Origin of the sequence: Neobacillus rhizophilus (assembly GCF_018343535.1) — a bacterium.
Lineage (GTDB): Bacteria > Bacillota > Bacilli > Bacillales > Cytobacillaceae > Neobacillus > Neobacillus rhizophilus.
This window is the reverse complement of sequence record NZ_JAGYPF010000005.1, coordinates 97,826-112,570: the sequence shown is the minus strand read 5'-3', so window position 1 is coordinate 112,570 and position 14,745 is coordinate 97,826. Positions and strand designations below refer to the sequence as shown.

Below are 14,745 nucleotides of genomic sequence, written 5' to 3'. Positions count from 1 at the left end.
AACATACAAATACAGGCTGCGTTGTACGTAACAATAATAAAGTTTTAACCTTTAAGCTGTTATAGGGAGTTTAAACATCGAAGCTGGAATGACAAGCCTCTGTCTATATGACGTGGAGGACACGCAGAAAAGCTTCTGAAAACACCCACTTTGAGGAGTGGTGGTTTAAAACTTTCTTATATGAGGTACGGCAAATGCGGCTTTTTAATTTGGGTCTTTCTCACCAGCTTCCATATGAAGCTGGTTTTTACTTTTCAATACAAAAGGGAGAACGCGCTTTGGCGGCCTCCCTTTTTTCATGTTCCTTACTGGCCAAGTAAGCCTTTTGCTTCTTTGTATTCCAGCCCTTGAGCCTCGGCAACCGCCTTATAGGTTACATATCCGTCTAGTGTATTGATACCTTTTAATAATGCTTCATTTTCTAAACTGGCCTGTCGGTAGCCTTTATTGGCAATCTGAACGGCATAAGGAACGGTTACATTTGTTAAAGCAATGGTCGAAGTTCTCGGAACAGCTCCCGGCATGTTGGCAACAGCATAATGGACAACACCATGTTTAATATAAGTCGGATTATCGTGGGTGGTGATTTTGTCGGTTGTTTCAAAAATTCCGCCTTGGTCGATCGCGATGTCCACCACGACACTCCCTGATTTCATTGTCTTAATCATTTCTTCCGTTACTAGCCTCGGGGCTCTCGCACCGGGTATTAATACCGCCCCAATTACTAAATCTGATTCCTTTACTGCTTCAGCAATATTATAAGGGTTTGACATTAACGTTGTGACTTCTGAGCCAAAAATATCATCTAATTGGCGAAGGCGGTCTGGATTCAAATCAATGATTGTCACTTTTGCTCCCAAACCAATCGCCATTTTGGCTGCATTTGTCCCCGCAACGCCACCGCCAATAATTGTCACCGTTCCTCTTTGGACACCAGGTACACCGGACAGAAGGATTCCCTTGCCGCCATAAACCTTTTCTAAAAATTGCGCACCAACTTGGGCCGCCATTCTTCCTGCAACCTCACTCATTGGTGTTAACAATGGAAGGCTTCCGTTTGCCAGCTGGACCGTTTCATATGCGATACCAACCACTTTGTTTTCGATTAAAGCCTTTGTTAAATCGGGTTCAGGCGCTAGATGCAAATATGTAAACAGGATCAGACCTTCCCGAAAATATTTATATTCACTTGGAATCGGTTCTTTCACCTTCATAACCAAATCCATTGACCAAGCTTTGTCTGCAGATTCAGTTAATTTAGCCCCAGCCGCCAAATAATCATCATTGGTGAATCCAGACCCCAGTCCGGCTCCTTTTTCAATGTAAACCTCATGGCCGTAGTTTACCAAATTGCTTACTCCTGCTGGAGTCATGGCCACACGATTTTCATTGTTTTTCACTTCTTTAGGTACTCCAATTAGCATTTTCCATACCTCCCAATCTATTTGTTAAAGATGCCCTGCCATATTAGGCAAGGCATTCATATTTTAATAGTAATAGCCAGATGGATATCCATAGTATGGGTATCCATAACTGTATCCATACAGTGATAACAAGGCTCCTGGGGCCACCCACGTCAAGAACGGGGCACCAAAGCCGAAACCGTAAGGGCGTCCAACTCCAAAACCGCCATATGACCAAAGCTACCATGGTGAAATCCTCCGTACCCAAAGCCAAGGTGAATCCTCGGGTCACTTGGGTCTGTTATATGATGGTTTATATCTACTATGGTATGATTGGGCATAATATTCATGACGTGATACGCTGCTTCTCTCCCCATTTTTTAAATTTCTTTCTCATAATTCACTAAAGAATATGCGTACGCGGAGGTAAATTCTTGGGTAAATGCCCTTTCCGGAAGAATTTCATAGACTAATGTACATTAATAAGGGCTGCCTAAAACTTTCATTAGCCTTTTATTTTAGTTATTTTCTTTAACAATTCACTGTGTTAATTTGTTATATGACTATTAATATAAAGGCTAATAGACAGGTCTGTTGATTTGCGCTCCAGGGGCTCGCTTTCCGCGGGCGTTGCGGGGAGCCTCCTCGGCGCTGAAGCGCCTGCGGGGTCTCTCCTGCACCGTACTCCCGCAGGAGTCTCGCCCCTTCCGCTCCAATCAACAGGTGTATTGAATAAAAACTTCAACTCACAAGATTAAGCAGCTATTTTCTTGCCCGAAGAACAATGAAGGACAAATCGAAGGAACCCAAGCAGGAAATCTCCCTCATAAGGCCGATGAAGGACAAAATCGAAGGAACCCAAGAATTAAATATCCCTCATAAGGCTGAGGAGGGACAAAATCGAAGAAACCCAAGAATTAAATATGTCCCTCATAAAGGCGACACACTTAGCAAGGTTCGAAAAAGTGTGTGGCGATAATTTAGGTTAATCCGCCACCCTGTTGATTGGAGCGGAGGGCACTCGACTCCTGCGGGATCGAGAGGTCACTGGAGACCCCGCAGGCGCTTTATAGCGCCGAGGAGGCTCCAGGACCTCCCCGCGGAAAGCGAGTGCCCGGAGAGGAAATCAACAGGCCAGTTAGCAGAGACAATCAATTTAAAAGAAACGATAATTTAGATTTAGACAAAAAAGTGCCTCCGCCATTTTCCTATTCATCAATTGCTGAAAAATCTTCTTTTGTCGCTAACGCCGTTCCTTCGCCAATAAAACCGCTGTTATAAGAATTCATAATTTGTTCACTTACCTCAATTGCCCCATTTTCATCAAACTCAAATGAAAATTGCTTATTCGGATCAAATTTAGTCATTTACCCCACCTCTTTTTATGTTAGTTACTTCATTATTGTTCGAAAAATTGCAACAATTATTCGTTGTTAAATATTGTATAATCAAGGTGAGGAGATGATAATCATGGGACTTAAATATCAACATATTTTAGTAGCGATAGACGGGTCGAAGGAAGCAGATTGGGCTTTTAAAAAGGGGATTGAAGTCGCAAAAAGGAACAATTCCAGCCTTCTATTAGTTCATGTCATTGATACTAGATCATTTGCCTTAATTGAAGCCTATGACACGGTTGTTGGAGAAAGAGCAGAGAAACTAGCCAAGGATATGCTCGAAAACTACCAAAAACAGGCAGAGGATGCAGGTCTCTCTAATGTTCAGTATGAAATTGATTTCGGTTCTCCTAAAGTAAGAATTCCTAGGGATTTGGCTATGAAGCATAATGTAGATTTAATTATTTGCGGTGCAACTGGAATGAATTTGGTGGAAAGATTCTTTATTGGCAGCGTTTCTGAACATATTACCCGTTACGCGCCATGTGATGTTCTCATCGTCCGTACCTCAAAAGATATAGAATAAAGACATACTGCACGAAGCTAGATAGGCTTCGTGCTTAATTTTGAACTTTTTTGCGTGAATGCACCATAGATGTATAGTAAAATAAAATCAACCTATAATTGATTTTTGGAGGCTTCTATGAAAGAGGACTTTACATTCGACTCACGTCTTGGCATTTATATACCTGATTTACGAGCGGATTGGGATCAGTACAGCAAAGCAAATCAAGAAGCTATTCTCTATCATTGGGAACGGATACGAGGTTCGATTCCCGACCGAATCGCGGACCTGGAACAGGAAATCAATCATAAGCAAGCACAGCTTGCAGATGAAAATGACTTCCCCCGCTCTTGTCAATTAAACACGGAAATTTCCGAACTGGCTTCCATCATCAATGATTTATGGCTTTGGTACCGGGCAGACCAAAGAGTTTCTGGAAAAGTTCATCACTAAAAAGATAAGGGCCATAACCTCACTGCTGCGTAGTATTAAAGCAGTGCTGGGTAATGGCCCCTTATCATTTCTATAAATCTTTTTTAATTTCTTTTACGACATGGCCGATTTCGGGCAAGATCAGTTTGTTCATAGCGAGTTTTACAGCGCCGGAGGAGCCTGGTGTTGAGAAAACAGCTTTATTTTTAATAACGCCTGCAACTGCCCTTGAAAGTATGGCCGCAGAACCAATATCTTCTTGATAGCTCAGGATGCGAAAGATTTCACCGAATCCGGTCATTTCCTTTTCCAACAGACTTTGAACCGTTTCAATTGTTACATCTCGTTTGGCAATACCTGTTCCGCCATTTGTCAGGATCACATCAATATCACTACGCTCACAGCCTTTCAGTATTTCCTCCTGAATGGGCAGAGCCTCGTCCTTTACAATACAGTATTCAACAACCTTGTGCCCTGCTTCTTCTAGCAAATCCCTCATCAATCTGCCGCTTTTATCCGTCTCTTTGTCCCGTGTATCACTAACTGTAATTACTTTGCAATTCACTTGAACCTGGGCAGATTTTCTATGTTCCTGAATACTCATTCGCCAAACTCCTCTTTTTCTTTTAAATAACGAAGCTGATAGTATTTCTGAGCCAATTCCGTCACCTTTCTCGTCAGTTGATAATTGGCACCTGCTCCAATTGCCATACTGATAAGCGGAACCCCTTGAACAAGTTTTTTTCTGAATAATGTAATGACCACCGCTTTAAACAGCTGCTGAAGTGGCTGCTCAAGCCAGGTGATATCTGTTATCTCTTCTGTTCCTTCATAAAAATAAGGATTTTCATTCTGCTCCAATTCGGTCATTAAAGAGCCCCAGGCATCTTTTTTCATACTTGGCGGCAGCGTCGCTGTATGAAATACCTTTAAAGAAGTCATCAATTCATAGGGAGTGTTTACTTCAAAACCATAGGACATGGCAATTAATTGAACGACTCTTAAATTAATTACTGCAATGGCCGGAATATCCGTCCCAAGCAAAAGTTTCCCGCCGGTTCCTGCCAAACCACCCTGGATAAACGAATATAGACGATGCTTGGCAATTTGCTGTTCAGCTATGTACTGCAATTGATCGAAATCCAATTGCCTTAGGTTTTCTATTTTTTCTGCATTCTTGTTAAAAATCCTCGCGGTGGTGATGATTCTATCCTTTGCATCCATTTGAAGCTGGGAGCCTTGGATAATTCCGTGCAAATGAAACAGCCAGCTGTCAAGACCCGAAAAAAACTGCCTTTGAAGATTCTCTGGCAACATGGAGAAGGACCGGTCCAAATATTTTTCATAGGTTAGTTGAAAGTCGTTTGCTTCATAGCTTAATAAGTTTCTTTCCCAATGCCGGATTTCGGCTAATTTTTTTCTTTCCTGGTCTGTTAACGGCATGCTTCCATCCCACCCTTTGAAAACCTTTTTATTCAGTATATCATATTAAAATTTAATGATAAAAAGGCAAAAGCCGCATTATTTTAGCCTTTGCCTTTTTATTAATTAATGAGATGCCGCTAAGCGCTGCACGTCCCTAGCTATCATAACTTCTTCGTTAGTTGGGATGACCAATACTTTAACAGGTGAATGCGGATAGTTGATAAACGCTTCTTTGCCTCTTACCTTGTTGAGAGCAGGGTCCCAGTAAACTCCCATAAACTCCAGACCTTTTAAAACATTTTCACGAATCACATCGCTATTTTCTCCGATACCTGCTGTAAAAATAATCGCATCTACACCGTACATACGGGCCGCATAGGAGCCTAGGTATTTATGAATTCGATTTGAAAACACGTTCAACGCAAGCTTCGCTCGTTCATTTCCTTGCTTTGCCTCGATTTCTATATCGCGGAGGTCACTTGAAAAACCGGACACGGCCAGCATCCCACTCTTTTTATTTAAAACATCCAATACTTCTTCAGCCGTTTTCCCTGTTTTCTCCATGATATATGGAATAAGAGCAGGGTCAATATTTCCTGAGCGGGTCCCCATCGTAACACCGGCAAGCGGTGTAAAGCCCATGGAGGTATCAATCGACTTACCTCCTTGAATGGCCGTAATACTTGCTCCATTCCCCAAGTGGCAGGAAATTAACCGCAGCTGTTCAATCGGACGGCCTAATAATTCAGCAGCCCGCTGTGAAACATATTTATGGCTGGTTCCATGGAATCCGTACTTACGAATGCCATATTTTTTGTAATATTCATATGGAAGACTATAAAGGTAAGAGCTCGCAGGCATAGTTTGGTGAAATGCGGTATCAAACACCGCCACTGCCGGAACATTTGGAAGCGCCTGTTTGAATGCCTTAATTCCGGTAACATTCGCCGGATTGTGTAATGGGGCTAGCTCCGATAATGCTTCTATTTTATTTAATACCTCATCCGTAATGATAACAGAATCGTTAAATTCTTCTCCTCCATGGACGACGCGGTGGCCAACTCCGTCGATTTTGTTTAAGGATTGGATAATACCAAGTGATGTCAGTTTATCTAGCAGCATTTTAACTGCTACTCCATGATTTGGGATATCAAGTGTCTCTTGAATTTTTTCACCGTTAGCAGTGATATTGAAAATCGAATCATTCAATCCGATTCTTTCAATTAACCCTTTTGTAATGACTTCCTCTTCCGGCATTTCAAATAATTGAAATTTTAAAGAGGAACTACCTGCATTAATTGCGATTATTTTTGCCATTTGCTAAACGCTCCTTTTTTAAACCGAACTATAGACATATACCCACTTTTATTTTGTGCAAACCGTTCTTGTTTATCTCCCTCAACTTCACATTTAAACACTGAAGAACATACATTTCAAGGTCAATTTAAAGTGGCAGCGTTTTCGGCAAATAATAATTAAATTCCCATTTTTCTTAAAATAGAAAAAAGGTTATTTTAACATCACCCCAGGCTGTCGAACAACTTTTGATAGCCTTTTATTCACTAGTTTTAGGCTTTCAACAAGTCTGTTGATTTAGCGCTCCAGGCACTTCGCTTTCCGCGGGCGTGCCGCGGAGTCTCCTCGTCGCTTCACTCCTGCGGGGTCTCCCCTGCCCCGTACTCCCGCAGGAGTCTTCGTGCCTTCCGCGCCAATCAACAGGTGTTTCCAATAAAGACCATTACCCACAATAATTAATTAAAAATAAGTGATGAATTAAATGTTTAAGCCAAAAGAGTCTAGCCGAGTAAATAATTAATTTTGTCTATTGAAGATTAGTTCCAGATGTCCACCTTCACAACACACCTAGCAGGTTTAGAAAAGTGTGTTGCAATACATTAGGTTGTTTGCCTCCCTGTTGATTGGAGCGGAGGGCACTCGACTCCTGCGGGATATAGAGGTCACTGGAGACCCCACAGGCGCTATTGCGCCGAGGAGGCTCCAGGAACTCCCCGCGGAAAGCGAGTGCCCGGAGCGGAAATCAACAGGCCCCTATGCAGAAATAATCAATTAATTTAAAAAGCCGTAATCTAGATTTAGACAAAATAAAAAAATGCCGAGAAAAATACCCTTTCTCGACAATCTGAGGTGACTTTTAACATCACCCTTTGTTTTCCTGGAACCATTTTTCGATATTCACTAAAATTTTATCCATTTCCTGACGATTGGATAGACTTGGAAGATTGACAAGCAACGCCTGTTTTGGCGGCTTTACCTCCTCACCTTTTTTCTGCACAACCAAAATGCTTTTTGCGTCATTTTTATCACGGAACATGCTGTTTGGCAGCTGCATTAGCCCTTGAATGATTACCTCTTCCTTTAAAAACTCATGGAGTTGTCCAGCTTGGGGGCTCTCAAAAAGCCCATTAGGGATGAGGAAGAATAAATAGCCCCCCGGTTTCGTATGGCGGACGCTTTGCTCAATAAACAAATGATGCGAATAGGAATGACCCTCTTTCGCTTTTAGCTGGTAATCTGCTGCTCGAATATCATTTGGATAAAATCCAATCGGCAAATCCGCCACTACTGCATCAACTGATTCAATAAATAATGGTTCAAGGCTATCCTGATTAAAGAACTGGACCGGATGTTCTTGTAAATTTGCATTTACATAAGCAAGCTTTATTAAAAGATCATCAATCTCTACCCCAACAGCCGCAATTTCTTTATGAACATGGTTTAGTATCGTCATTAATAAATTCCCGGTACCAACTGCAGGGTCAAGCAAACGGAAGGATGGTATCTTAATAAAACGCTCAACCAAATACGCAATGAGCATCCCAACGGAATCAGGAGTCATTTGATGGTTGGGCTGAACATTTTCTTTCATGCCTTTCAGAATAACCAGCTGAAATGCCTTACGAATATCCTCATTTGAGTATTTCTCCAAATCTATCTCTTCATATTGCTTTTTCAGTCTTTTTAGCGTTAATTCACTTAGTTCTTCCTGAAGGATAGAGGCTTGGAAAAGATTCTCACCGGTCTCCGCTAAAGCTTCCAAAAAAGAACAATCTAATTCTTCCTGTAAGACTAAAGCTGTTTCATTAAAAATTGTAAACAATTTTTCAGTTGAAGAAATATTCATATTACACCTCACTATAAATGTAAACTTGCCGACTGGCGAGTCCGATAGGACGAAGACAGAGGCGTAGTTGAATTTATACTTTCCTATTAGCTAAAAAGGCCCCGCCGCGGCGGAGGCCTTCATTTAATTACTGTCCAGCTCCAGCGCCTAGGGGCTCGGGGTCATAAGCCAATCGGTCAAGAAGGCTAAAAAACAGCCTTCTCGCCGGCTCGTCTTATGCCTGTCGCCCCTGTACACTAAGGAAAGCTCCTTCGAATAATCCTCGCAGGAACAAGCTGTGCTTGTTCCGAAGGCGCTTCCGCTTTTCTTATTACTTAGCGCTTTTTGCTGCTTCAAGAGCCGCTTCGTAATTTGGATGATTCGTAGCTTCGCTTACATACTCAACATATGTTACAGTATCGCTTGAATCAACTACAAATACAGCACGAGTTAATAATCTTAAGCCTTCAATTGCTACTCCGTAAGCTTCTCCAAAAGAAAGGTCACGGTGGTCAGATAAGGTTTGGACATTTTCGATGCCAGCTGCTGCACACCAGCGTTTTTGAGCAAATGGAAGGTCCACGCTTACAGTTAAAATTTTAACATTACCTAAACTGTTTGCTTCTTCGTTAAAGCGGCGTGTTTCTGCATCACAAACCCCAGTATCCAATGATGGAACGGAAGTGATTAAACGAACCTGCCCCTTGGTGTTGTCTAAAGTAACTTCTGATAAGTCATTGGCAAGTACTGTGAAATTAGGAGCTTTGTCTCCTACTTTTACCTCATTGCCTAATAGAGTAACCGGATTTCCCTTAAATGTAACATTTGCCATCTTTACATCCTCCTTTGTCTGTTCAAGTAAATCAGGCAATAAAACCTGCTCACTTTGAATATGTACAGAGTAAATATATCCTTTCAATACTATTTTTGCAATTATTAAGACTTTTAGAAAGAACACATTGGTAGAGCCTCCATCATGAAAAAAGTTAACCTTCCTAAAGTGGTTTGGAAGATTAACCTTTCAACTTATATATCAAAATCATGCTTTGCCTGGTTATTTTGATATTGCGGGCTGCTCTGCTGTTTTGCCTCATCCTTTTTCGCGAACATCTGCTGAATCTTGTCAACTGCCTGAGGCGCAAGCTCAAGGATTTTCTCATATAAGTGTGTGCTTTCGTCTAAATGAAGCATCTTAACCCCTTGTGAATTGACAATTAAAAAGGCAATTGGGGTAATCGATACACCGGCACCACTACCACCGCCAAATGGAAGCTTCAGCCCGCCCTGGCTTTGGCCCCCTTGACCGCCTTGTCCTTGGCCTTGTGATGTATCCATTTTGAACTCGCTGCCTCCCGCTGCAAATCCAAAGCCTACCCTGGAAACAGTCAGGATGACACTTCCATCCGGAGTTTCCACAGGATCTCCGATGATGGTGTTCACATCAATCATTTCCTTTAAGCTTTCCATCGCTGTTGTCATTAAACCTTGAATTGGATGATCAGACATAGCTGTCTCCTCCTCTTTCAAATTGATTTGGTTCTATCATTTGAAAAATTAGATTTATTTTTGAAAGGCGGTTTTCCCCCCTTCCAAAATTTAATCAGTTTTAATCCTGCTAAAATAGCATACCCGATTCGAAACTGAAAAATACATTGAAAATAAGTTTGGACTACGCTTCCTTGAAATTGAGGAGTTATGCTTAATTTTGGCGATGTTTTGAGTTTTAAATATTGACTGAGAACCCCGATAACCGATCCTTTCAATGTCCAAAGAGCTCCTGTCAAAATGGCTGTATGTGCTGCATCACCTATACCAATCATAGTCTGCCATTCAAATTCTTTAATACTTATTTTTTGTGAAAATTTCCTGATGATAATTTGAAGACCCTTTACGTTTTTTAAGAGATCCTGGGTACGTTTCCAGTAGGACTTCACGTCTTTATTTGTAATTTGGGTCACCTTCGGTTTGGAACTTTCGGCATTTCCTGTTTCGGTGCTGCTTTTAACAACAATGCTCGGGGAATCTTCATCTACCTTGATTAATGGGATGCTTTTCTTATACCTAATAAGCCCAAACCAAATCCTAAACTCTACCTTTAAGTCATCATTATCATTGTGATGGAAATAAGTCAGCAGAATCGTCAGTTTAGTGAAAAGGATGAGAATAAATAAGAGAAAAAGAATTATCAGGGATGCCAACAGCCAGATCAACGTTTTCACAACCTTTCAACCTGCTATTATTTCCCATAGGAGAAAAAATAAACCTGCCGAATTGATTCGGCAGGCTGTATTATGATTCAGTATGAATAACGGTCGTATCAGTAAAAAGGTCGTGCAAACCTTGTTTTTTAGGTAAAAAGGCGACGGTTATATAGCCGATAAAGATCGTAGCAGAAATAAAGCGGCCAATCCATTCCCTAAACAAAACCGTCCCCCATGTAAGCTTTTCCTGATCAAGGTTTATGACTTTCAGTCCAAATACCATTTTTCCGAGCGTTTGGTTAAAAAACTTGGTCATCAATACAAAATATAAATAAAAGATCACTGCTGATGAGATAGAAACAGGTGAAAACATATTAAATTCAGATAAAGATGTATCCAATAAGCGGAAAAGAGGATTAATTAATATTCGTTCTATACTGCCTACAACTATCAAGTCGAGCAGAAATGCCCAAAAGCGCATCCAAAAACCGGCGTATCGAACAGGCCTTACTTCATTCGTGTCCATCTGCTTTCCCCCTATTCCGCATATAGATACATGAGACGCGGTGAATTTGGTTTGGAAAGGATTTTCATCAAACCGGCCATTTCCGCACTGTCGCCTAGCCATTTTTGTGCTTGAAATTGAAACATGGAGGCAAAGCCAAGGTCATCCGTATAACGGACTACTTTTGCACCTTTTAGCTTTTCATTTTTCTTCATTTCCGAAATAACATCATCTAGGTATCCAAACCCATCAATCAGTTTCAATTCCTTTGCCTGATGTCCGTCGTAAACACGGCCATCAGCAATCTGTTTAACCTGGTCGATAGTCATCCCCCTGCCATCTGAAATGACTTTAACAAATCCGTCATAAGAGTTATCAATCATCTTTTGTAGGATTTGCCGCTCTTCCTCGGTCATTTCTCTTGTCGGACTCATAATATCCTTATACTTACCGCTCTTTATCGTGACAAAATCAACTCCGTATTTATCTGCTAACCCCTTATAATTGATTCCTTCCATGATTACCCCGAGGCTCCCTGTCAAAGTCTCGGGACTGGCATAGATTTTCTTAGCAGCGGTTGAAATATAATAGCCTCCCGAAGCGGCCATGGACCCCATTGAAATATAAACCGGCTTTTTCGTTTCTTTCTGAATTTCCTTCAGCTTATCGTGAATTTCCGCACTTTCAACGACGCCGCCACCTGGGGAGTTGACCCTGATAATGACCCCCTTCACGGAATCATCCTCTTTAATATGGTTCAGTTTTTTCATAAAGCCCTGATGATTATAGCCTGAGCTTTGCAAGAGCGAGCCCGTTTCTCCTGTATCCTGAATGACCCCATCCACATCGAGGATGACTATTTTCTTTAATTCGCTTCCAGCATCCACAACTTCTTCCGTAAAGGGTTCTTCCCCTGCGGCCATCAATTCACTAAAATCTGTTTTGATACCTTTAAAAGCAAATGCTGACAAAAAGTTAATTAGAATTGAAAAAATAAATAATGCCGCCGCAATTCCAAGTGCGGCCCAGCGCTTACCACTCATATGTATCCCCCTTTTTAACGATTTTGTTAAATTTCCCTAGCTGTTCTCATATTGTTTCAAAAAAATGCTAAACTAATTTGAGATTACTATTATTTTATCAAAATTTGGATTTTAACAGGGCTAATATGTTTTAATTTTTTCCAGGAGGACCGATATATGCCAGAAAGGCAAATGATTTATTATGATTATAAACACGATAACGATACCCTCATTAAAGCCGCCCCTCTTTTTGAGGCCACTGAGCGCTATGGATTTACGATTGTCAATGATTATCGTAAAGCAAATATTATTGCCAGTATCGGGGATGACGGAGCTTTTCTTCAGGCCGTCAGAAAAACCGGCTTTCGTGAAGATTGCCTATATATGGGGATATCCACAAAAAACAATTTAAATATGTATTGTGATTTTCGTATTGGCGAAGCCTCTAACATGATTAATGCCATGCTGAAAGAACAGTTGGAGGTCCGCCGGTACCCGCTTATCGACGTTTCTGTAGATGGGCAAGGAACTTTTACGTGTCTCAACGAATTCAGCATCCGCTCGTCAATTATTAAAACTCTTGTCATTGATGTTTTTGTGGATGATGTGCATTTTGAAACCTTCCGTGGGGATGGGCTGATTGTTGCGACACCAACGGGAAGCACTGCCTACAATAAATCAGTGCGGGGGGCGGTCGTTGATCCGCTTCTCTCCTGCATGCAGGTAAGCGAGGTTGCTTCAATTAACAACAACAATTACCGAACACTTGGCGCATCGTTTATTTTGAGCGCAGAAAGGGCTCTTACACTTAAAGTTGTTTCAGAGGAAAATGATTACCCGACAATGGGGATGGATAATGAAGCACTTAGCATTCGCCATGTTGATAAAATCAAAATTCAGTTAAGTAAAAAAAAATTAAAAACGCTGAAATTAAAGGATAACTCCTTCTTTGAAAAGGTAAAGAGAACCTTCTTATAAAAAAGAGCGGCTGACTAAGTCAGGCGTTCAGGCTGTCGTGTAACTATCTACAGCCTTTTATTTTACTTATTTTCCTTAACGATTTACCCCGTTAATTTGTTATAAATTAATTAATTTAAGGCTTTTCAACAAGTCTGTTGATTGGCGCTCCAGGCACTTCGCTTTCCGCGGGCGTGCCGGGGAGCCTCCTCGACGCTTCGCTCCTGCGGGGTCTCCCCTGCCCCGTACTCCCGCAGGAGTCTTCGTGCCTTCCGCGCTAATCAACAGGTGTATTCAATTAAATCCTTCAACTCCAATAAAATAAGTGGTGAATTTATATTTAAGCCAAAAGAGTATATCCAAAGTGAATATGAATTTGTTTCTGGTTTCAAATGACCACCTTATTAACATAGGCTTCGCAATTGCCGATTTCGGGGATTAACTAATTTAAGAGAACAGGCTCTTCTTACTGAAGCCTGCCAGCATATGAAAAAGATTGCAACTCACTTATCAAGGATGGAAAATGTGTGTTGCAATACTTAGGTTGAATTGCCTCCCTGTTGATTGGAGCGGAGGGTACTCGACTCCTGCGGGAAATAGAGGTCACTGGAGACCCCGCAGGCGCCAAAGCGCCGAGGAGGCTCCAGGAGCTCCCCGCGGAAAGCGAGTGCCCGGAGCGGAAATCAACAGGCCCAGTTAGCAGGGATAAACAATAAAAGTTGGTAATTTAGGTTTGGACAAAAAAAATTGCCGAGAAAAATACCCTTTCTCGACAAGCTGAGCGTCTGACTAAAGTCAGGCGCTCTCATCTATTATATTGCTCTTTTTTCTTTTCTCCATTTAAACTGTTTTCCGGGCAATAGCTTTGTTTTGGATAGAGAGTAGATGGTTAATGCTGACCAAATGAAGATGAAGGATAACAATTGCACTTTTGAAAAATGTTCATGATATACAAATATCCCTAATAGTAAAGTTAAAGTCGGGGAGATATATTGTAAAAAACCAAGTAATGATAATGGAATTTTTTGCGCTCCCTTTGCAAAATATAAAAGAGGAACCGCTGTTGCGACACCTGCCCCTATTAAGAGCAAATCCGTGCCAATTCCTTTATGCAAAAACGCCATGGACCCATTGATAAACAAATATCCTATATAAATAACTGCAAGCGGAGTTACTACCAGCGTCTCTAAAGTCAATCCAACGGATGATTCAACGTTAACAAGCTTTTTTACAAGCCCGTATAATCCAAACGTCAGCGCCAAAACAATGGCAACCCACGGGAATGTGCCATGGGAAATGCTGATGATTAATACGCCAATGGCTGCCAGCCCAAATGATATATATTGATAAAATGATAGCTTTTCCTTCAGGACAATCATTCCCAATAAAATACTAACTAGTGGGTTTATATAATATCCAAGGCTTGTTTCAATCATATGGCCATTATTTACCGCCCAAATGTAAGTAAACCAGTTTACGCTTATTAACAAGGAAGCTGCAATTAAAGCATACATTTGCTTTTTCCTTTTTGCAAATCCCCTTAATGTCTCAGTAAACAGCCCAATTTTCCTAGTAAAAATAAGAATAACAAGCATAAAAACAAACGACCAAACAACACGGCTGGCCAGTATTTCTTCCGCTTGCACGTCCCCTAAAAGTTTCCAATATATTGGCAGCAATCCCCAAAGCAAATAGGAAACAACGGCATAGATAACCCCTTGCTGCGTTTCATTCTTATTCATTAATTCCGCATCCCCAATTCTTTCTATTCTCGAAA

15 protein-coding genes and 1 other RNA gene are annotated in these 14,745 nt (G+C 41.2%); 4 read left to right on the top strand and 12 right to left on the bottom strand.

The features are described 5' to 3' along the window. The first annotated feature begins 10 nt into the window (after positions 1 to 10). A non-coding RNA gene (gene ssrS, locus KHA99_RS23415) (6S RNA) lies at positions 11 to 207 on the top strand. A 98-nt stretch (positions 208 to 305) separates the two neighbouring features. Here the strand turns inward: ssrS and ald are convergent. Continuing rightward, on the bottom strand, positions 306 to 1,424 hold the full coding sequence (gene ald / locus KHA99_RS23410; RefSeq protein ID WP_213119909.1) for an alanine dehydrogenase: 1,119 nt from the start codon (positions 1,422 to 1,424) through the stop codon (positions 306 to 308). 1,187 nt (positions 1,425 to 2,611) lie between these two features. Continuing rightward, a complete protein-coding gene (locus tag KHA99_RS23405) occupies positions 2,612 to 2,770 on the bottom strand; it encodes a hypothetical protein (protein ID WP_213119908.1) in 159 nt (52 codons plus the stop codon). Between the two features lie 103 nt (positions 2,771 to 2,873). On the opposite strand from KHA99_RS23405, the gene KHA99_RS23400 reads away from it, so the two are divergent. Together KHA99_RS23400 and KHA99_RS23395 are read left to right on the top strand one after the other, a co-directional pair. Then, positions 2,874 to 3,326 (top strand): universal stress protein, encoded by a 453-nt coding sequence (locus KHA99_RS23400; RefSeq protein WP_213119907.1) that lies wholly within the window; start codon positions 2,874 to 2,876, stop codon positions 3,324 to 3,326. Positions 3,327 to 3,443: 117 nt separating this feature from the next. Then, positions 3,444 to 3,758: a hypothetical protein gene (locus tag KHA99_RS23395; protein ID WP_213119906.1), complete on the top strand. Its 315-nt coding sequence runs from the start codon at positions 3,444 to 3,446 to the stop codon at positions 3,756 to 3,758. Between the two features lie 70 nt (positions 3,759 to 3,828). Here KHA99_RS23395 and KHA99_RS23390 read toward each other — a convergent pair whose 3' ends face one another. The 9 genes from KHA99_RS23390 to sppA all read right to left on the bottom strand — a co-directional run bounded on the left by KHA99_RS23390 (position 3,829) and on the right by sppA (position 12,032). Next, positions 3,829 to 4,341 (bottom strand): MogA/MoaB family molybdenum cofactor biosynthesis protein, encoded by a 513-nt coding sequence (locus KHA99_RS23390; RefSeq protein ID WP_213119905.1) that lies wholly within the window; start codon positions 4,339 to 4,341, stop codon positions 3,829 to 3,831. Then, positions 4,338 to 5,180, bottom strand: a complete 843-nt coding sequence (locus tag KHA99_RS23385; RefSeq protein WP_213119904.1) for an EcsC family protein — start codon at positions 5,178 to 5,180, stop codon at positions 4,338 to 4,340. The genes KHA99_RS23390 and KHA99_RS23385 overlap by 4 nt, the downstream gene beginning before the upstream one ends. Before the next feature lie 105 nt (positions 5,181 to 5,285). Further along, positions 5,286 to 6,479, bottom strand: a complete 1,194-nt coding sequence (locus KHA99_RS23380) for an acetate kinase (protein ID WP_213119903.1) — start codon at positions 6,477 to 6,479, stop codon at positions 5,286 to 5,288. Between the two features lie 841 nt (positions 6,480 to 7,320). Then, on the bottom strand, positions 7,321 to 8,304 hold the full coding sequence (locus KHA99_RS23375; RefSeq protein WP_213119902.1) for a class I SAM-dependent methyltransferase: 984 nt from the start codon (positions 8,302 to 8,304) through the stop codon (positions 7,321 to 7,323). 310 nt (positions 8,305 to 8,614) lie between these two features. Further along, the gene (tpx, locus tag KHA99_RS23370) at positions 8,615 to 9,115 is read right to left on the bottom strand and encodes a thiol peroxidase (RefSeq protein ID WP_213119901.1); all 501 of its coding nucleotides are present in this window, start codon (positions 9,113 to 9,115) and stop codon (positions 8,615 to 8,617) included. A gap of 194 nt (positions 9,116 to 9,309) precedes the next feature. Further along, positions 9,310 to 9,789, bottom strand: coding sequence for a GerW family sporulation protein (gene ytfJ / locus KHA99_RS23365; RefSeq protein ID WP_213119900.1), 480 nt, complete (start codon positions 9,787 to 9,789; stop codon positions 9,310 to 9,312). Between the two features lie 17 nt (positions 9,790 to 9,806). After that, positions 9,807 to 10,502: a DUF2953 domain-containing protein gene (locus KHA99_RS23360; protein WP_307852149.1), complete on the bottom strand. Its 696-nt coding sequence runs from the start codon at positions 10,500 to 10,502 to the stop codon at positions 9,807 to 9,809. A 70-nt stretch (positions 10,503 to 10,572) separates the two neighbouring features. Then, complete coding sequence (locus KHA99_RS23355) at positions 10,573 to 11,010, bottom strand: RDD family protein (RefSeq protein WP_213119899.1); 438 nt, start codon at positions 11,008 to 11,010, stop codon at positions 10,573 to 10,575. Between the two features lie 11 nt (positions 11,011 to 11,021). Then, positions 11,022 to 12,032: a signal peptide peptidase SppA gene (gene sppA, locus KHA99_RS23350; RefSeq protein WP_213119898.1), complete on the bottom strand. Its 1,011-nt coding sequence runs from the start codon at positions 12,030 to 12,032 to the stop codon at positions 11,022 to 11,024. A 156-nt stretch (positions 12,033 to 12,188) separates the two neighbouring features. Here sppA and KHA99_RS23345 point away from each other — a divergent pair, with 156 nt between their 5' ends. Beyond that, the gene (locus tag KHA99_RS23345) at positions 12,189 to 12,989 is read left to right on the top strand and encodes an NAD kinase (protein ID WP_213119897.1); all 801 of its coding nucleotides are present in this window, start codon (positions 12,189 to 12,191) and stop codon (positions 12,987 to 12,989) included. A gap of 791 nt (positions 12,990 to 13,780) precedes the next feature. Here the strand turns inward: KHA99_RS23345 and rarD are convergent. After that, positions 13,781 to 14,710 carry an EamA family transporter RarD gene (gene rarD, locus KHA99_RS23340; RefSeq protein WP_213119896.1) on the bottom strand — a complete coding sequence of 310 codons (930 nt, stop codon included), beginning with the start codon at positions 14,708 to 14,710 and terminating at the stop codon, positions 13,781 to 13,783. Positions 14,711 to 14,745 lie beyond the last annotated feature (35 nt).